The organism is Pseudomonas sp. NBRC 111143 (genome assembly GCF_001320965.1).
Taxonomy (GTDB): domain Bacteria; phylum Pseudomonadota; class Gammaproteobacteria; order Pseudomonadales; family Pseudomonadaceae; genus Aquipseudomonas; species Aquipseudomonas machongensis.
Map to the genome: position 1 here is coordinate 45427 of NZ_BCBT01000005.1, position 18669 is coordinate 64095.

The 18669-nt window shown below is 66.5% G+C and carries 18 protein-coding genes; 6 read left to right on the plus strand and 12 right to left on the minus strand.

Translation table 11 applies throughout. The features are described from left to right. Positions 1-39: 39 nt before the first annotated feature. Positions 40-369: a hypothetical protein gene (locus APH44_RS04350; protein WP_054891472.1), complete on the plus strand. Its 330-nt coding sequence runs from the start codon at positions 40-42 to the stop codon at positions 367-369. 184 nt (positions 370-553) lie between these two features. After that, entirely contained in the window at positions 554-907 is a 354-nt protein-coding gene (locus tag APH44_RS04355) for a VOC family protein (RefSeq protein WP_054891473.1), read from the plus strand. A 6-nt stretch (positions 908-913) separates the two neighbouring features. Here the strand turns inward: APH44_RS04355 and APH44_RS04360 are convergent, their stop codons facing one another. Beyond that, the gene (locus APH44_RS04360) at positions 914-1696 is read right to left on the minus strand and encodes an SDR family oxidoreductase (RefSeq protein WP_054891474.1); all 783 of its coding nucleotides are present in this window, start codon (positions 1694-1696) and stop codon (positions 914-916) included. A gap of 68 nt (positions 1697-1764) precedes the next feature. Between APH44_RS04360 and APH44_RS04365 the strand changes: the two genes are divergently transcribed. Next, complete coding sequence (locus APH44_RS04365; RefSeq protein ID WP_054891475.1) at positions 1765-2679, plus strand: LysR family transcriptional regulator; 915 nt, start codon at positions 1765-1767, stop codon at positions 2677-2679. Between the two features lie 134 nt (positions 2680-2813). Here APH44_RS04365 and APH44_RS04370 read toward each other — a convergent pair whose 3' ends face one another. After that, positions 2814-3125 carry a c-type cytochrome gene (locus tag APH44_RS04370; protein WP_156343721.1) on the minus strand — a complete coding sequence of 104 codons (312 nt, stop codon included), beginning with the start codon at positions 3123-3125 and terminating at the stop codon, positions 2814-2816. A gap of 113 nt (positions 3126-3238) precedes the next feature. On the opposite strand from APH44_RS04370, the gene APH44_RS04375 reads away from it, so the two are divergent. Continuing rightward, positions 3239-4132, plus strand: coding sequence for a LysR substrate-binding domain-containing protein (locus APH44_RS04375; protein WP_054891476.1), 894 nt, complete (start codon positions 3239-3241; stop codon positions 4130-4132). 109 nt (positions 4133-4241) lie between these two features. Beyond that, positions 4242-4946, plus strand: a complete 705-nt coding sequence (locus tag APH44_RS04380) for an SDR family oxidoreductase (protein ID WP_054891477.1) — start codon at positions 4242-4244, stop codon at positions 4944-4946. A 15-nt stretch (positions 4947-4961) separates the two neighbouring features. Here APH44_RS04380 and APH44_RS04385 read toward each other — a convergent pair whose 3' ends face one another. From APH44_RS04385 to APH44_RS04430, 10 genes are all read right to left on the minus strand, one after another. Continuing rightward, positions 4962-5906 carry an ABC transporter substrate-binding protein gene (locus APH44_RS04385; protein WP_054891478.1) on the minus strand — a complete coding sequence of 315 codons (945 nt, stop codon included), beginning with the start codon at positions 5904-5906 and terminating at the stop codon, positions 4962-4964. Between the two features lie 164 nt (positions 5907-6070). Beyond that, positions 6071-6907, minus strand: a complete 837-nt coding sequence (locus APH44_RS04390) for a hypothetical protein (RefSeq protein ID WP_054891479.1) — start codon at positions 6905-6907, stop codon at positions 6071-6073. A gap of 126 nt (positions 6908-7033) precedes the next feature. Continuing rightward, complete coding sequence (proP, locus tag APH44_RS04395) at positions 7034-8533, minus strand: glycine betaine/L-proline transporter ProP (protein ID WP_054891480.1); 1500 nt, start codon at positions 8531-8533, stop codon at positions 7034-7036. Positions 8534-8739: 206 nt separating this feature from the next. Beyond that, positions 8740-10524 (minus strand): ABC transporter ATP-binding protein, encoded by a 1785-nt coding sequence (locus tag APH44_RS04400; RefSeq protein ID WP_054891481.1) that lies wholly within the window; start codon positions 10522-10524, stop codon positions 8740-8742. Continuing rightward, positions 10521-11348: an ABC transporter permease gene (locus APH44_RS04405; protein WP_054891482.1), complete on the minus strand. Its 828-nt coding sequence runs from the start codon at positions 11346-11348 to the stop codon at positions 10521-10523. The genes APH44_RS04400 and APH44_RS04405 overlap by 4 nt, the downstream gene beginning before the upstream one ends. Beyond that, positions 11341-12420: an ABC transporter permease gene (locus tag APH44_RS04410; protein WP_054891483.1), complete on the minus strand. Its 1080-nt coding sequence runs from the start codon at positions 12418-12420 to the stop codon at positions 11341-11343. The genes APH44_RS04405 and APH44_RS04410 overlap by 8 nt, the downstream gene beginning before the upstream one ends. Next, on the minus strand, positions 12413-13981 hold the full coding sequence (locus APH44_RS04415) for an ABC transporter substrate-binding protein (protein WP_054891484.1): 1569 nt from the start codon (positions 13979-13981) through the stop codon (positions 12413-12415). Before APH44_RS04415 ends, APH44_RS04410 begins: the two co-directional genes overlap by 8 nt. A gap of 10 nt (positions 13982-13991) precedes the next feature. Beyond that, positions 13992-15179 (minus strand): LLM class flavin-dependent oxidoreductase, encoded by a 1188-nt coding sequence (locus tag APH44_RS04420; protein ID WP_054891485.1) that lies wholly within the window; start codon positions 15177-15179, stop codon positions 13992-13994. Positions 15180-15209: 30 nt separating this feature from the next. Further along, on the minus strand, positions 15210-15932 hold the full coding sequence (locus APH44_RS04425) for a class II aldolase/adducin family protein (RefSeq protein WP_054891486.1): 723 nt from the start codon (positions 15930-15932) through the stop codon (positions 15210-15212). Positions 15933-15947: 15 nt separating this feature from the next. Next, positions 15948-17003, minus strand: a complete 1056-nt coding sequence (locus APH44_RS04430) for an ABC transporter substrate-binding protein (protein WP_054891487.1) — start codon at positions 17001-17003, stop codon at positions 15948-15950. Between the two features lie 411 nt (positions 17004-17414). Here APH44_RS04430 and APH44_RS04435 point away from each other — a divergent pair, with 411 nt between their 5' ends. Further along, positions 17415-18638, plus strand: coding sequence for an acyl-CoA dehydrogenase family protein (locus tag APH44_RS04435; protein ID WP_054891488.1), 1224 nt, complete (start codon positions 17415-17417; stop codon positions 18636-18638). Positions 18639-18669: the final 31 nt, after the last annotated feature.

An 18669-nucleotide genomic window follows, 5' to 3' on the forward strand; every position in this document is an offset into this window, starting at 1 on the left:
CCCGATTATCGACAAGCGTTTTACCGAGGTGACTTTGCAATGAACTTTTCCCTGATGGTCAACCAGTTCGCCATTGCCCTGCCGGGCACCGACTCGTTCAAGCAGGCCAAGGCGCACTGCGAGGCGATCATTCGCGACGAACCGTTCCAGGCCTGCGCCGCGTTCCTGATCGCCGGCTTCTGCCGCAGCTACGTGCTGCTCTACGAAGACCAGGCGCTGGAGCTGGAATTCGCCCGACGCAACCAGCGCCAGTTGCTCGACTACATGGGCCAGCTCGACCGCGCCCTGGCCAGCCAGGACGCGCAGGTGGTGCACCAGGCCCTGAACCAGGTAGTCCGCCAGTACGCCGCCAGCGACCGCATCTTCTGACTCTGTTCGCTGCGCCAGGGCCGGGTCGCCACGCCCTTCCCGAACAGGCCCTGGCGCGGCAACACCTTGGCGAACAGCACCGGGGCCGGTGCAGGGCCGGCGATACGATGGGGGAGACCGTGATCAAGCCCCTGCGCTTGCGCTGATGCGCTAGACTGCGTGCTCCATCACGCAAGGAGGCCACATGGGTATTCGCGGACAGGATCGACAGATCGACAACATCGAGTTCAACGTCACCGACATCGGCCGCAGCAAGGCGTTCTACGGCGCAGTGTTCGGTTGGACCTTCACCGACTACGGCCCCACCTATACCGAGTTCTCCGACGGCCGCCTGAGCGGCGGCTTCACCACTGGCGAAGCGGTACGACCCGGTGGCCCGCTGGTCATCCTCTACGCCGACGACCTTGAAGCCACCCAGCGACGTGCAGAAGCAGCAGGCGCGCGCATCAGCCGCGCCACCTTCGCCTTCCCTGGCGGCCGGCGCTTCCACTTCATCGACCCGGACGGCTACGAACTGGCCGTGTGGACCGCCTCGTAACGCGGTTCAGGCGGTAGGAATGGTCCCGCCATCCACCACGAACTCGGTGCCGGTCACCGCCGCAGCTGCTGGCGAGGCCACGAAGCCGATGACGTTGGCCACCTCCTTCGGGCTGGCGGGCCGCCCCAGGGGGATGCCGCCCAAGGCCTGCATGATGATGCGCTTGCCGCCCTCGTAGTCGGTGCCCGCCTCGCTGGCCAGGCGCTCGGCCAGGGCTACCGAGGCCTCGGTCTCGATCCAGCCGGGCGCGACCCGCACCACGCGTACGCCCTTGGGTGCGACTTCCTTGGACAGGCTCTTGCTGTAGGTCGACAGCGCCGCCTTGGCCGCCGCGTAGGCGGTGGTGGCTTCCGGCAGCGGCAGTTGGTGCTGGATCGAGGTGACGTGAACGATCACCCCGCCGCCCTGCGCCAGCATGCCGGGCAGCAAGACCCGATCCAGACGCACGGCGGGCAGCAGGTTGAGGTCCAGCTCCTGTTGCCAATGCGCCTCGCCCAAGGCGGCAAAGCCCCCGGCCGGTGCGCTGGAACCGCCCAGCACATGAACGATGACATCGACACCGCCCAGCTGCCGCTCGACCTCGCCTGCCAACTGCTCGCACCCCTCGAGGGTGGTCAGATCGGCTTTGACGAACGACGCCTGAGGGGCATCGACGGGCGCTGTGCGCGCGCAGGTCAGCACACGGGCGCCCAGCTCGAGGAACAGCTCGACCGTGGCCTTGCCCAGGCCCTTGGTGCCAGCGGTGACCAGTACGCGCTTGCCGCGCAGGGTTTCTGATGGATGACTCATGGATATTCTCCGGTGGTAGCAACCTGGGTTGCGGATAGAATCGCGTTTTTGTCCGAACGAGCCGAACCATGGAGCGCGTCAGCCTCAACGACCTCGATGCCGTCCTCGCCATCGCCCGGCGCGCCAGTTTTCGCGCGGCGGCCATCGACCTGGGGATGTCCACCACTGCCCTGAGCAACGCCATCGGCAAGCTCGAGGCGAACCTTGGCGTGCGCCTGTTCAACCGCACGACGCGCAGCGTGTCGCTGACCGATGCCGGGCGCCTGTTCGTCGAGCACGTCGCCCCGGCGCTGGGCGAGGTGCAAGGCGCCCTGGAAGTGGTGCGCGCCCAGCGCGATCAGCCCAGTGGCATGCTGCGCATCAACGCTGCGGCGTTCGCCGCACGCGAGATCATCGGGCCACTGGTACTGGAGTTCTTGCGGCGCTATCCGCAGATGCAGGTGGACCTGGTCACCGAGGGGCGCCTGGTGGACATCGTCGCCGATGGTTTCGACCTGGGCGTGCGAGTCGCCGACCTGGTGCCCAGCGACATGATCAGCCTTTCCCTCGGCCGGCCGCAGCGCTATGCCGTGGTCGCCTCCGCCGCCTACCTGGCCGCGCGGGGCACGCCACGGCTGCCGGCCGACCTGCAGCGCCACAGTTGCATCCGCGTGCGCCTGCCGGATGGCGCGCTGTTTCGCTGGCGCTTCGCCAATGGCAACAGCGCACAGCAGATCGACGTGCAGGGCCCCATCACCCTGGATGAGGCCAGCCTGGCACGTACTGCCGTCATGGCCGGCGTGGGCCTTGGCTACTTCATGGAACAGGACGTGCGCGAGGACATCGCCGCCGGGCGCCTGGTGCGCGTGCTGGACGACTGGACGCCACCACTGCCGGGGTTGTGCCTGTACTACGCCGGGCGGCGCAATCCCTCGGCAGGCATGACCGCGTTTCTCGCACTGGCCCGGGAAGTGGCGGAGCAGGCGTGCCGCGAGGGCACGTGAGACAGGGACTTGCTGCATGGGCTGACGGCCTCGCCGGGTGTCGGTGAGGCACAGGTTATGCGTTCAGGTCCGTCGCGATAAGCAGGACAGATCAGGATGATCCATTGCGAATTTCAGGATAGTGAACCCAGCTTTCAATGCTGTTCGAGAATCCAATGGGTAATGGCCTGCAAATCTTCCTCGCGGGCTTGCGCCTGTGGCGGCATCGGCACCACTCCCCATTGCCCCCGGCTGCCCTGTCGGATGCTTTGCACCAACTGCCCGGCGTCCTTGCTGCCGTCGCGATAACGCGCAGCAATCTCTCGCCAGGACGGGCCCACGGCCCGCGCATCCAATTGGTGGCAAGCGCTGCAAGCGTAGCGCTGCATCACGGCGGGCGGCTCAGCGAACACCCGAACACTGGCGAACAGCAGCAGCCCGGCTGCGATCACGGCACCTCGAGACATGGGCATGGTCCTGAAAACGATGGGGCGTCGAGGGTACCGGTTACACCGACCCTGCAACAGAGCCGGCGGCGCAAACTGTTATCCTCCAGCGATCTCCACCAGCAGGCACGATCATGACCGAAGGCCCGACCGCCCTCCCCCCACTCAATGCCCTGCGCGTGTTCGAGGTTGTCTCGCGTCACCTGAATTTCCGCCTGGCGGCCGAGGAGCTGGGTGTCACCCAGGCGGCCGTGGCCCAGCAGGTACGGGGGCTGGAGGCGAGCCTGGGCATCAGGCTGTTCGAGCGCTTGCCACGCGGCCTGCGCCTGACCGATGCGGGCCTGGGCTACAGCCACAGTATCCGCAACGCCTTGGCCCTGATCGGCGAAGCCACTGCGGCATTGCGCCCGGACAACCGCCACCTCACCGTCAGCGTCACCCCGACCTTCGCCTCGAAATGGCTGATCCCACGGCTGAGTTCGTTCACCGAGGCCCATGGCGAGATCGACCTGCGGGTGCTGGCCACCGATCGCCTGTCGCGCTTCCAGGCCGATGGCGTGGACCTTGCCGTGCGCTACGGCCATCCGCCCTTCGGCGCAGGGCTCAACACCGAACTGCTGCTCAGGCAGCGGGTGGTCGCGGTGGCCAGCCCCGCACTGCTGGCGCAGTGGGGTAAACCGCACAGCCTCGAGCAGTTGCAGCATTTCCTGCTGCTGCACGATGCGCATAATTTCTGGCCCGAGTTCATCACCCAGCTGTTCGGCCAGCCGACCCAACCGATGCCGAAGAACGTACGCTTCAACCAGACCTCGCTGGCCATCGAGGCCGCCGTGGCCGGGCAAGGGCTGGCGCTGTCCAGCGAACTGTTCGTGCAGGAAGACCTGCAGGCGGGGCGGCTGGTGCAGGTATTCGAGCAGGCGCTGGAGATGGACAAGCACTTCTACCTGGTCTGGCCCCGCAAGGGCAGCACACCGACCGCGCTGGACGTGGTTCGCGGCTGGCTGCTGGAGCAGGTGGAAGCCCTCTGAGGCAATAGATTTTCTACTGAATTGACAAACCCCTGCTGCCTCCCTGCCAGCGGTGTACCGTTGCTAGGCTGACCCCCTCACATCAGCCAAGCATTGCATTGGAGGTCACATGTCAGTAGAAAAAGTAGCGATCATCACCGCCGGCGGTAGCGGCATGGGTGCAGCGGCGGCGCGGCGCCTGGCCGCAGACGGGTTCAAGGTGGCAATCCTGTCTTCATCGGGCAAGGGCGAGGCCCTGGCCCGCGAACTGGGCGGCATCGGCGTGACCGGCAGCAACCAGTCCAACGACGACCTGCAACGCCTGGTCGACACCGTGCTGGAGAAATGGGGGCGCATCGATGTGCTGGTCAACAGCGCAGGCCACGGCCCGCGTGCGCCGATCCTGGAGATCAGCGACGACGACTGGCACAAGGGCATGGACACCTATCTGCTCAATGTCATCCGCCCGACCCGCCTGGTCACCCCGACCATGCAGAAACAGCAAGGTGGCGTGATCATCAACATCTCCACCGCCTGGGCGTTCGAGCCCAGCGACCTGTTCCCGACCTCGGCCGTGTTCCGTGCCGGCCTTGCAGCCTTCAGCAAGATCTTCGCCGACACCTACGCCAAGGATAACGTGCGGATCAACAACGTTCTTCCCGGCTGGATCGACAGCCTGCCGGCCACCGAGCAACGCCGCGACAGCGTGCCGCTCAAGCGCTACGGCAAGAGCGAGGAAATCGCCGCGACCATCGCCTTCCTGGCCAGCGAAGGTGCGGCCTACATCACCGGGCAGAACATCAAGGTCGATGGCGGGCTGACCCGCGGGGTGTGAAACTGACCGCGTGCCTCAGTCGGCAGGCACGCTGAAACCCTTGGCGAAGGTTGGGGTAACGTCCAGCCGTTGCGTCATCAGGCCATGGGCATGGTAGAAGTCGGCGGTCTCCTGCTGTTGGGTCACGGTGTGCTCATCGATGCCTTGCCAGTGCAGCTTGCGACGCTCGAACTGCAACCGCGCGGCCTCTTCGGGAAAACCGATGATCGCCGCGAGGGACTTGGAATAGCTGTCCAGGTGCTGGTTGGCCCACACCTGTGCGCCAGCCAGGCGCTTGAGATAGTCCTGCAAGGCCGCGTGTCGCGCAGGGTCTTGCAGCGCCTGGTCGGTGACCGCCAGGAAGCTGTTGCCGCTGGACAGGCCGCGACCGTTCACCAGCACCCTGCCCTGCCCGCTGGTCTCGGCCAGCGCAGTGTAAGGCTCCCAGGTCGCCCAGGCGTCCACCGAGCCGTTGGCCAGGGCGATCTTGGCATCCACCGGCCCTAGAAAGCGAAACTCCACGTCCTTCTCACTCAGGCCGGCCTGCTCCAGAGCCTTGAGCGCGATGTGGTGGCCGATCGACCCGCGGCCGGTGGCGATGCGCTTGCCCTTGAGGTCGGCGCCACTGCGCAGGGGCGACTCCGGGCGCACCAGCACCGCGGTGCCGTAGGGGTCGGACTTGTCCACCGCAATGGCCTTGACCGGCGCCCCGGAGGCAAGCACGAACAGCAGCGGTGCATCACCGATGATGCCCGCGTCGATGGCGCCTGCGTTGAGCGCCTCGGCAAGTGGCGCGGCGGCCGGAAACTCGGCCCAGTGGATGTCATAGGGCAGGTCGCGCAGTGCATCGGCAGCCTCGAGCTGGGCGCGCATGTTGCCCTTCTGGTCACCGACGCGCAGGGTGAGGCGCTCGGCGGCAAAGGCCTGGGTTGCCAGCAGCAGGCTGGCAGCAATCAAAAGTAGGCGGGAACTGATCGGCATGGGGCTCCTCGGGAAGGTACGTGCGTTGGAGCACTGACTGTACCGAGTCGCGATAGATAAATTAAATTGATTTTAGGAATAACCTAATATGCAAATTAATTCAGATTCCATATCGCTGTAGAGACGAGCCGCCATGACGCAAGCCCGTCTCTGCTGGGCTCGGCTCAGTCCTTGGTCCTGTGCAGCAGGCTGTCGAAGCGCTTGCCGTCGATCAGGTAGGTCAGGCGCGCCTGGCCGTTTTCCAGCGGTTCCAGGGTCATGGGCGTATTGGTCTTGTGGTAGGGATGGCGGAACAGCGCCGGCTTCTCGGTGTAGGCGTAGCTGTTGAAGGCCAGGGCATCGCCCGTCCAGCGCACGTTGTTGTACAGGTAGCGCCAGTTCTCGTCCGGGCGGTGATAGAGGTAGACGCCACTGGCGTCACGGACGACCTCGATCTGCACCGCGCCGGCCTTGCTCGCCCACTTGCCGATATAGCGTTCGAGCCCCGCATGGCCTGCTGGCACTGCCGGCGCCGGGGCGAAGTCACTTGCCTGGAACGGGGTTCGCCGTGCCGCCTCACCCTTGGCATCGACGTACAGGTCACATAGCGGCGCTACCTGGTCGACCTTGCGGTAGAGGAAGGTGAGCTGGGCATCGGCGACCGGCATGCTCAACATCATGACCGTCGGGGCAAAACCCAATACCTTCAGATCGAACGCGCGCGCCTCGGACTGAACGTGGATCGAACTGCCGTCCTCCGCCACCTTGTAGTCGGAAATCTCGACGGCCTGGGTCTTGGGCTCGGCGCAGTTGAACGGGTGCAGTAGCACCTTGCCGTCGGCCTTGTATTCGGCGACGTTGGCGATGCCACTCTTGAGCGGCATCATCGCCCAGATACCGACGATCGCACTCTTGTCGGTGCGCAGGGAAACCTTGTCCTTGCTCGGCGCGTGGCCGGCACAGCCGCCCAGGAACAGGGCGCTCAGGGCGAGAGGGAGTAGCGGTTTGAACACGATGATCATCCATGGTTGGTCGAAGGCAGCCGCCCTGCGCCCGAGGTGTCTGGCTAGAGGCGGCTGGCCATCATCGCATGAAACGCTTTCGTATCACCTTAATCAGTCCACGCGCGTACCGCTTCGCGCGGGGCCTCATTCGATCCGCGGATGCTGCTGCACCAGCACCTTGCGCTTGGCCTCGAGCTCGGCGATCTGCTCGTCGATGTCCTCGATCTTCTGCTCGATGGTGTCGTGGTGCTCCTGCAGCAGTTCCTTGGCTTCTTCAAGGTCCGAGGCCGCAGGGGCCGCTCCGCGCAGGGGCTTGTTGGCGGTCTCTTTCATGGTCAGCCCGGTGAGCAGGCCGATCACGGCGATGACCATCAGGTAGTAGGCCGGCATGTACAGGTTGTCGGTGCTTTCCACCAACCAGGCGGCGATGGTCGGGGTGAGGCCGGCGATCAGCACCGAGATGTTGAAGGCGCTGGCCAGGGCGCTGTAGCGGATGTGAGTGGGGAACATCGCTGGCAAGGTCGAGGCCATCACACCGATGAAGAAGTTCAGCAGCACCGCCAGGATCAGCAGCCCGGCAAAGATCACCCCGAGGCTGCCGCTGTTGATCAGCATGAACGCCGGGATCGCCAGGACGAACAGGCCGACGCTGCCCACCACGATGAACGGGCGACGCCCGACCTTGTCGCTGAGGAAGCCGATCACCGGCTGCACGAACAGCATGCCGACCATGATCGCGATGATGATCAGCACGCCGTGGTCTTCGCTGTAGTGCAGGTTGTGCGACAGGTAGCTGGGCATGTAGGTGAGCAGCATGTAGTAGGTGACGTTGGTCGCGATCACCACACCAATGCAGGTCAGCAGGCTGCGCCAGTGCTTTGTGGCGACCTCCTTGAACGACACCTTCGGCCCCGAGGCCAGGCCTTCGCGATCACCCTGCTCGAGCTTGTCGACATGCTGCTGGAAGGCTGGCGTCTCCTCCAGAGCGTGGCGCAGGTAAAGGCCGATGATGCCCAGCGGCAACGCGACGAGGAACGGCAGGCGCCAACCCCAGTCGAGGAATTGCTCCTCGCCGACGATGGCCGAGATCATCACCACCATGCCGGCACCGAGCACGAAGCCTGCGATCGAGCCGAAGTCCAGCCAACTGCCGAGGAAGCCGCGCTTGCGGTCAGGGGCGTATTCAGCGACGAAGATCGAGGCACCGGTGTATTCGCCGCCGACCGAGAAGCCCTGGGCCATCTTGGCCAGCAACAGCAGGATCGGCGCCCAGATGCCGATCGAGGCATAGGACGGTATCAGCCCGATGGCGAAGGTGCTCAGCGACATGATGACGATGGTCGCCGCCAGGACTTTCTGGCGGCCATAGCGGTCACCCAGGGCACCGAAGAACAGCCCCCCCAGCGGACGGATCAGGAAAGGGACCGAGAAGGTTGCCAGGGCCGCGATCATCTGCACGCTGGGCGAGGCGTTGGGGAAGAACACCTTGCCCAACGCATAGGCGACGAAGCCGTAGACGCCGAAGTCGAACCACTCCATGGCGTTGCCGAGCGCTGCGGCAGTGATCGCCTTGCGCATCTTGGCGTCGTCAACGATGGTGATGTCTTTCAAGCCGATCGGCTTGACTCTCTTGCGTGATTTCATAAGTGCTTACTCTGTAGCTGACCTGTCTTGACAATCCGCTGTCCCCGGGGCAGATCGGGCGGGCGAACAGTTTTCGGCCACGCTGCCAAAGCAATAGTGGCAACGGGCCCTATGGGGTCAGATACAAATGGACACTAAATAATTCCGCGCTTGATGATTTTTTCCTGAAGTCCGCTGCGACAGAGGTGCGCCGGTACCGCGGCAGGTCACGGGTGCAAGCGCGGCGAATGTGCGAGCAATGTCTGGGTGTACCCCTGCTGAGGTCGCTCGAACACCGCGTCCACTGCGCCCTGCTCCACCACCCTGCCCCGATTCAACACCAGCACCCGGTCGGCAATCGCACGCACCACCCCAAGGTCGTGGGTGACGAACAGCACGGTCAGCCCCTCGCCCTGCAAACGCCGCAGCAGCGCCAGGATCGACGCCTGTACCGACACATCCAGTGCCGAAGTGATCTCGTCGCACACCAGCAGCCGAGGTTCGCACACCAGCGCCCGGGCAATCGCCACGCGCTGGCGCTCGCCGCCCGAGAGGCTGTGCGGATACAGGCCGGCCACCCGTGCCGGCAGCGATACCCGCTCGAGCACCGCTTCGACCCGACGCCTGGCCTCGTCGCCGCGAATACCGAAAAAATGCGCCAACGGCGCGCTCAGGGTCTGCAACACCGTCTGCCTAGGATTCAACGCCCGGTAGGGGTTCTGGAAGATGTACTGGATCTGATGGCGCAACCCGGCATCACGCTGGCGGGCGGCAAAGGGCAGCGGCTGTCCGGCGTAGCGCAGGTGCCCCTGCACGTTCTCGCCAAGCCCGGCAATGGCCCGTGCCAGGCTGGTCTTGCCCGAGCCGGACTCACCGACCAACGCCAGGCACTCGCCCTGCCCCACCTGCAGCGCAACGTCGAACAGCACCTGGCGGTCGTAGGCCACGTCCAGACCCTGTACCTCGAGCAGCGGTGCCTGGGCGAGCGCTTCGACGTGCCCCTCATCCGGTACGGTATCGATCAATGCCAGCGGCTCCTGATGCGGCACCAGGCAGGCCACCTGCTGCTCGCGGCCCAGGCGCACCAGCGCGGGCTCCAGCAACATGCATTGCGCCTGCCGCCGCGCACAACGGGGCGCGAAGGCACAACCCTCGGGCCTCTGTCCGGGTGCCGGGGCATGACCGCCGATGGCTTGCAGCGGCTGACGCCGGGCAACATCCGGGATCGCCCCGAGCAACGCACGCGTATAGGGATGGGCTGGCGCGGCGAACAACGCCTCGCGCGCGGCGATCTCGACCAGGCGCCCGGCATACATGACCATCACCCGGTCCACCAGGTCGCGCACCACGGCCAGGTCATGGGTGACGTACAGCGCCGCCACGCCGTGACTGCGGCACAGGTCTTTGAGGGTGCCGAGCACATGGGCCTGGGTAGTGACGTCCAGCGCCGTGGTCGGCTCGTCGAGCACGATCAAGCGCGGCCGCAGGACGAACGCCAGGGCCAGCATCACCCGTTGTTGCTGCCCGCCGGACAACTGATGCGGGAAACGGCGCAGGAATCCGGCGTCAGACGGCAGCCCGACCTCCTCGAGCGTCGTGGCGATGCGCTGTTGCAGGGCCTCGCGGGCCAGGCGCGGCTGATGGGCCAGCACGGTTTCGCGTAGCAGCGCACCGATGCGCAGCGCCGGGTTCAAGGCCGTGGCCGGGTCCTGGGCAACATAGCCGACCAGCCCCCCACGAGCCAGGCGCAATGCCTCGCCTTCGAGCTCCAGCAGCGAGTGACCGGCGACCTCGACACGCCCGGCAACGATCCGCGCGCCCTGGCGGGCATGACGCAGCAAGGCCGTCGCCAGGGTGGTCTTGCCCGAACCGGATTCGCCGACCAGCCCGACGATCTCCCCTGCCGCCAGACTGAACGACACGCCCGACAGCACCTCCACCCGGCCGGCCAGTTCCACCCGCAGGTCGCTGACCCGCAGCACTTCGGCGACGCTCTGCACGACCGCATTCATGGTTGTTTCTCCCCGATCCGCGCACTGGCGCGACCAATGCCTTCGGCCAGGATATTGGTGCCATAGGCGAACACGCCGATCAGCAACGCCGGGGCCAGCACGGCCCAGGGCTGCACCAGCAGGCCGGCCTGGTTCTCGTTGATCATCAGGCCCCAGTCGGCGGCCGGCGGTGCCACCCCGTATCCGAGGAAACCCAGGCCCGAGAGCATGCCCACGGCCCAGGTCAGCATGTTGCCGAAATGCACCAGCAGCGGCGTGAGAATGTTCGGCAGGATCTCCCTGAACAGAATGCGCCAGCGCGAATAGCCCATCATCTGCGCCGCCTCGACGAACTCCTGCCCGGCCACCGCCACCGCGCTGCCGCGCGCCAGGCGGATCACCCCAGGGGTGAAGGCGATGGCCACGGTGAGCACGATCAGCCAAGGCGCACGCCCCAGCATCGACACGATCAGCAGCACCAGGATCAGGTCGGGAAATGCCAGCGAAACATCCGCCGCCCAACTGATCGCCTGGTCCAGGCGTCGCCGCGAAAAACCCGCCAACAGGCCCAGGCTGCCACCGGCCAGCAGCGCGAGGGTCGCAGCCGCCACTGACATCCACAGGACCGACAGCCCACCGCTGAGTAGCCGCGAGAGCAAGTCATGCCCCAGGAAATCATGGCCCAGCGGCGCACCGGCCGCCGGTGGGCCGTACACCGGACCGACCATGGCCGTCGGTGCATGCGGTGCGAGCCAGGGGCCCAGCAGCGCCAATCCGGCTACCAGCAAAGTGATGAGGGCACCACGGCGGATCTGCCGATCGGCATGCCAAGGGGTATCAATCATGGTTCGCCTCCTGGGCAGGTACGCTGCGCGAGCGGCGCCACCAGGGCAGGATGCCCCGGCGGTTGCGCCGGATCATCCGCACCCGGCGCGCGGTGCGCAGCTTGGGGGTCAGCAGCACGGTGAGGAGGTCCGCGAGCAGGTTGATCAGCACCACCGCCAAGGTGATGACCAGGACGATGCCCTGGATCATCGGCAGGTCGCGCATCTGGATCGCCGCATTGAGTGCCGTGCCGATACCGGGATAGCTGAAGATCACCTCGGCCAGCAGCGCACCGCCAACCAAGGTGCGCAGGGTCAGGGCCACGCCCTGGATCGCTGGGGTCAGCGCGTTGGGCAAGGTATGCCGCCAGACGATGCGCCGCTCGGGAATGCCGCGCAGGCGCGCAGCGATCACATAGTCCGACTCCAGCGCTTCGATCATCGCGGCGCGCACCATGCGTGTCAGGTAGGGCAAGGCCGAAAGCCCCAGGGCAATCACCGGCAGCACGAGGTACTGCAGTTGCGCCCACAGTGGCTGCTGCGGATCGAGGATCGACACTGCCGGCAGCCAGCCCATGCCGGGCATGGAGAACAGCAGCACCAGGCCGATGGCCAGGAGAAACCCGGGCGTGGCCTTGAACAGGATCAGCGCCGACAGGCCGAAGCGGTCCAGGCGGCTGTCGCGCCGCAGCGCCAGGGCCACGCCCAGTAGCAGCGCCAGCGGCACCACCAGCGCGAGCACACCGGCCAACAGCGCCAGGGTGTGGCCGAGGCGGCCGAACAACAGGTCGGCCACCGGCACCTGGGAATCCAGCGAAATGCCCAGGTCGCCACCTAGCGCGGCGCCGAGCCAGCGCAGGTACTGCACCAGGATCGGCTGGTCCAGCCCCAGTTGCCGTTGCAGGGTGAGGATGCTTTCCAGTGGCGCGTCCGGGCCGAGGATCACCCGCGCCGGGTCCGAGGGCAACGCCTGGGTGGCAATGAACACCACCAGGCTGATGACCCAGGCGGTGAGCAGGCCGTAGCCCAGGCGGCCGATGAACCACGACAGCCAGGCCGGCGTGCGCGGTGTGCAGTGATGAGGATCAGGCATGGTTCAACCACAACTCGTCGAAGCGCCAGGAGGCGAAGGTGGTCTGCTCCGGAGTGAGCCCGCCGACCTGTGCGCTGGCGGCATCGAGCACATCACTGAAGCCCCAGATCAACAGGCCACCGCGCGCGTGCTGGATCGCCTGGGCCTCGTGGACCAAAGCCCTGCGTCGGGCAAGGTCGGGCTGGGCCAAGGCCTGCCCGAACAGTTCGCTGAAGCGCGGATCGTGGAAGTTGCTGCGGTTGTAGATCGCCTGCGGCGCATCGTTGTGCAGCGCCGAGGCCAGAAAACCGCGCGCTGGCGTCGAGCCTGGCGACAGTTGCCAGTGCTCGCGCTGCGGCCCATTGAACACCGAGCCATCGACCTGGGTGACCTTGACCTGAACCCCCGCCTTCTGCGCCTGCTGCGCGAACACCAAGGCGGCATTCACCCCAGAGCCTGCAGGCGTGGTCAGCTCAAGGCGCAGGTCGCTGTGGCCGGCCTGGCGCAGCAGTGCGCGGGCCTGATCCAGATCGTACGGGCGCTGGGGCAGGTCATGGTTGTAGGTAGGATCGTGCGGCGCATACAGATCGTTGGCCACCCGACCGAAGCCGTTGAGCCCACGGGCCACCAGTTCCTGACGATCGGCGAGCAAGCGCAGAGCCTGGCGCACGCGCACATCCTGCAACGGCGCCTTGGCCAGGTTGAGGTTGAAGCCACTGAACGAGGTGGTGGGCGACACATACAGGCGCAGGCGCGGGTCGGCCTTGAGCAATGCGCTGTGTTCGGCCTGCACGCCACTGGCGACGTCGATCTGCCCGGCGCGCAGCGCGGCGGCGCGCGAGACCTGGTCCTTGAATTCGATGATCTCCAGTTCATCGGTGTAGGGGCGCTCGGGCTTGTAGTAGTTCTCGAAGCGGGTGTAGAGCGAGCGTTGCCCGGGGATGAAGCTCTTGAGCCGATAGGGCCCGGCGCCCACCGGATTGGTGACCGGGTGATAGTCGGTGGGCACGATGCCGCCAAAGCTGATCAGGGTTTCATCCAGCGGGTAGAAGCTCTGGCCGCCCTTGAAACGGATTTCAAGGGTGCGCTCGTCGACCTTGCGCAGGGCATCGCGGTCGATGGCACCGACCAGCCCGGCATAGGGCGAGGCCAGCTTCGGATCGGTCAGGCGCAGGATCGAGAACAGCATGTCGTCGGCGGTGATGCTCTTGCCGTGGTGGAACTCCAGCCCCGGCTTCAGGCGGATGGTCCAGGCACTGGCATCGCGGTTGGGCTCGGCGAACTCGGCCAGGGCCAGGCGCGTGCTGACATCGGGGTTCCATTCCCAGAACTTGGCATAGAGCGCCCAGCCGCGAATGATCCCGCCGCCCACCGGCTTGTGGGCGTCGAGGTTGCCTGCCTGGTCACCGTCGATGATCCCGACCCGCAGGCGACCGCCGCGTACCGGTGTCCCCGGCAGTGCACCACCGACAGCCGCTGGCTGTCCGGCATCGCAACCGCCGAGCAGGCTGCCGCCAAGCAACAGGCCACCACCGACCGCCAGGCTGTTGCCGAGAAAGACCCGGCGGGAAAACTCAGTCATCGCTCAATCCTCATGCCGGTTGCGCCACCGCCGCCTGGCGTGCGGCGCCCAGGCGCGGCACTTCGAAGCCGTGGTCCAGGTCCAGCAACGGGAACAGCAGGTCGGCGACCCGCTGCGCTTCATCGATCAGCGGGAAGCCGGAAAGGATGAAGGCCGATGTGCCGTGCGCCTCGTACTCGCGGATACGCTCGGCGACCTGCTCGGCGCTGCCCACCAGGTACGTGCCGGCCGCTGGGCCAAGAATGTTGAAGCCGAACAGACTCGGGCCGAGCCAGACGTTGGGATGAATCTCCAGCTCCCGCGCGCTCGGCAGGCGCCCGGCACGAATGCTGTCGAGGTTGCGCTGGATGCGTGGGTCGTCACTGACGAAGCTTTCCAGGGTCTGCCCCGGCGGTAGCTGGCGCTCGATGGAGGCCCGCGCGGTGGCCAGCGACGTGCGTTGCAGCAAGCGTTCGGCGTGGGCCCAGGCCTCTTCCTCGGTTTCGCGTACGATCACTTGCAGGCGCGTGCCATAAGTGAGTTCGCGGCCGATCTTCGCCGCTTCGGCGGCGACGCGTCGGAACTTGTCCCCCAATCGTTGCGGGGTATCGGCAAAACTCAGGTAGACGTCGAGCAATTGCACCGAATGGGCCACCCCCGGCGCCGAGGTGCCAGCGCCCCACAGCGGGATGCCCGGTTTCTGCTTGGGTGGATGCCAGCCGCCCAGCGGGTGGCTGGCCGCTGCCGGCGAGCGCGGCGAGAGCTGGACGTAACGCCCTTGGTAGCCTGCCGTTTCGCCTGCATAGAAACCCTGGAACGCGCGCCAGTACTCCAGGCTGAAGTCGTAGCGCTCATCGTGCGGGTAATGCACGCCCAAGGTCGCCAGGCCCGCATCGTTGCCGTTGACCACATTGAACAGCAGTCGGCCATTGGAGAACTGGTCGAAGGTCAGCGCCCACTTGGCCAGCACCGCAGGCGACAGCTCGCCGGGGTGCTGGGCCACGAGGAAACGCAAGCGCTCGGTGGCATCGATCAGCGCGGCCGACACCGCCAGGCTTTCGTTCGGGCTCGAGCCCAGCAGCGCGCCATAGTAGCCAAGGCGGTCGGCCGCCACGGCCAGTTGCTTGAGGTGCTGGAAATCGGTGTTCCAGCGCCCCTGGGGCTCCCAGGGATAGGGGCCGTCGGGGGTGGTGAGGTACCAGAGGATCTTGACCGCCATGGGCGTGCTCCTTGCGAGAAAGTGAACGACTCAGTTGCGACGGTCGATGCCCGGCACCAGGCCCAGCTCGGTGGCGCGCTCGTACAGACCGCTCATCTTCCACTGCTGGGTCAGCACCCCTGGCCCATAGGGGCGCGAGCCACCGAGCGCGTCGGCCAGCAACTGGATCTGCGCGCCCTCCTCCAGCAGCAGGATGAACTCGGCGGTGGCGCGCAGGCCCTGCTTGCCCCATACCGTAGCGCCGCCGTTGGCCTCCAGGATCGCCAGGTTGAAGGGGTTCTCGGCGATCTTGTCGAGGATGAAGTCCACCTCGGCCTGGCGCCGGTCGATGTAGACCGGCAGCTCGCGGGCCAACTGGTAGCGCTGCACCGGCACGTAGTGGAACGGCAAGGTGCGGTGGGTCTGGGCCCAGGCGCCGAGGTAGGGGCTGTGCACATGGGACACGGTGCTGACATCGGCGTGGGTCTGGAACAGCTTGGTGTAGCGGCCCAGCCCGCCCTTGGCCTTGCCGCGCACCACATTGCCGGCGAAGTCGCTGACACTGGCCTGCAGCGGCTGGTGGCGCTTCCACGGCCCGCCATAGTTCACCGATACCAGCAGCTCCTGGCCAGGCACCCGCTCGATAAAGCCGACGGTGCCATTGGCGGTGATGGTGTGGGTTTCACGGAACACGGTGAAGGCCGCTTCGGCCTCGGCCACCACTTGGTCGACGAAGGTGTCCAGGTCGATTTGCTCGTTGATCAGTACGGTCATCTCAGGTCTCCGGTATCAGGCGCGGCGCTGGGCCAGCAATTCATGGGCAGCTTGCAGGGGGCGATGGTCGACCCAGTCGGCGAGGTCGAAGTCGCGTTCGAGGAAGCCATGCAGGTTGAGAAAGGTCTTCTGCACGTCCAGGTAGTCCAGGCGTTGCGTCGAGAGGTCCGGCGCCAGGGTGGTGTGGAAATCGCCGCGGTACGCCTCGGCCACGCCCTGGCTGCCGGCGCGGGTTTCCTCCTCGAGAATGGCGTTGAGCGCATCGCGGTTGCCTGCAGCCCATTGGGCGGCACGCAGGGTCTGGGCGAGAAAGCGCACCACCAGATCGAAGTGATCGTCGAGCAGGCTCTGGTGCACGGTGATCGGCCTTGGCGTGCCGTTGTTGATGCGGTGGCGCGGATCAGGCAGTGCGTCGAGGTCGACACCGACCACCAGGCCCAGGCGCCGCGCGGCATCGGCGGCGGCTGCGCCCTTGACGTACACCGCATCCACCTCGCCGCGGACCAGGTAATCAAGGCCCGACCACAGGCGCTGCAGGCCCAGTTGCGGTGTTTCGGCCCGAGTCTGGTCGAGCAGCGCCACCTCTTTGAGGTGCACGTCGTCCAGGCTCAGGCCGGCCGAGGCCAGGGCCCCCTTGTAGCCGTGCAGGCTCATGGCCCGAGCGATGCTGCCGGGGCGGTTGTCGCCCCAGGCCGGCAGTGCCAGGCGCTTGCCGCGCAGGTCGGCGGCGCTGCGAATGCCCGAGTCGGGGCGTACCAGGATGGTCTGCCATTCCTCGATCCAGGTCAGGCCGATCAGCCGGCTCGGTGCACCGGCAGCACGGGCCGCCAGCGCCGGCAGGTTGCCGCCTTCGCGAAACAGCCCGGGGAGTTGGTGATCATAGTGATGCTGGCCGAGCTGACGGGCCTCCTGCAGGGTTTCCACCGGCAGGCCGTCGGCGGCGAATTCTTCGTTTAGCCAGCCGAGCTTGTAGGCGATACCCGAAGCGGTCGGGACGGGGCAGCGCGTGAACCAGATGCGCTCCAGACGCGTGTCGGCGGCTGGCAGTACAGGGGCAGTGGCGAGGGTCATGGGGTCGCTCCTTGAGGGTCGTGACAGCGCTATTGCAGCGCCCGTGCCAACGGCTGCAGGCCCCGAATCACGGGGCCCACGCCAGGGCTTCGGGGGGACGGGTGCTGGTTGGCGGGCAGGATTGCGGGGTGGCTGCTGCCAGATCAGCAGTGGCCGGGATAGGGGTGTTGCTGGGGCAGCAATCGACGTTGTGAGTAGCGCTGTAAGCCTTGTGCCGCAAGGGTTTCGGCGGTATGGCAAAGAAGTTGCTCTAGGTCTGGCAGAGCGTGGGGCCGCTGTGTGAGCCATCGCGGGACAAGCCCGCTCCCACAGGTACGGCGCCGCTTCCAATGACGCCGGGGTTCCTGTGGGAGCGGGCTTGTCCCGCGATGGGCTGCGCAGCGGCCCCCAGACCCCCATCGAGGAAATCCCATGACAACGCCCACCCATCGCCGCCTCACCAGCGAAACCGAGGCCATCGAAGTCGCCCGCCAGGTCGCCGAGGAAATCGCCGCCATCGCTGCCGACCCACGCAACAACGGCCAACTCCCTCGCCGCCAGGCTGAGCTGCTGTCCAGCAGCGGCCTCACCGCCATCGGCGTGCCTGCGGCACTCGGCGGGCTCGGTGCCTCCGTCGCCACCCTTGTCGAAACCGTGCGCCTGATCTCGGTCGCCGACGGTGGCGTGGGCCAATTGCTGCAGATTCACAACGTCATGCTGCGCGGCGTCGTCAGCGGCTATCCGGATGAAGTACGCGATCGCCTGGTCGCCGACCTGCTGGCTGGAAAGCGCCTGGGCAATGCCCTGGCCGAGGTCGGCGGCAAAAACAAGTTCGCCCTCAAGACCCGCGTCGAGCGCCGCGCGGACGGCAAGCTGGTGCTCAACGGCAGCAAGTTCTACTCCACCGGCGCCTACCTGGCCGAATGGATCTCACTGACCGCCGCCAGCGACGATGGCGGCGTCGGCGTGCTGCTGCAGCGCGATACGCCAGGCCTGACACTGATCGACGATTGGGACGCCTTCGGTCAGCAGAACTCGGTCAGCGGCACCGTCAACTTCGAAGACATCGTCCTCGACGAGCGCTATCTCTCGCGCCGTAACGGGCCGATGAAGCGCACCGGCCTGACCTTCCCGCAGATCCTCCACGCGGCCATCGACACCGGCATCGCCGCCGGCGCCCTGCAGGCGGCCACCGCCTACCTGCGCGAGCATGCCCGGGCCTGGGTTGAAAGCGGCGTCGAACGGGCCAGTGACGAGCCCCATGTGATCCGCCAGATTGGCGAATACGCCGTGGCCCTGCGCGGGGCAGAGTCGGTGCTGCGCGATGCCGCACGGGTGTTCGACGAACACGAGCGCGACCCGGAGAACAAGGCGTTGCAGGACGAACTGATCCTCTCGGTGGCCACCGCCCGCGCCCACGCCGACAGCGCCTCGCTGAAAATCGCCAGCGACCTGTTCTCGTTGCTGGGTGCCAGCGCCAGCCTGAGCAAGTGGAACCTCGATCGCTTCTGGCGCAACGCGCGGGTGCACACCACTCACGATCCGATCCGCTGGCGCCTGCACAACGTCGGCAATTACTACCTCAATGGCGCGGATCCCGGCGAGTACACCGCCATTCTCAATGCCAAGGAGGCCCAGGGCGCGACGCGCCGCTGAATCCGCAGCGGCCACGTCGCGGGGCAAGCCC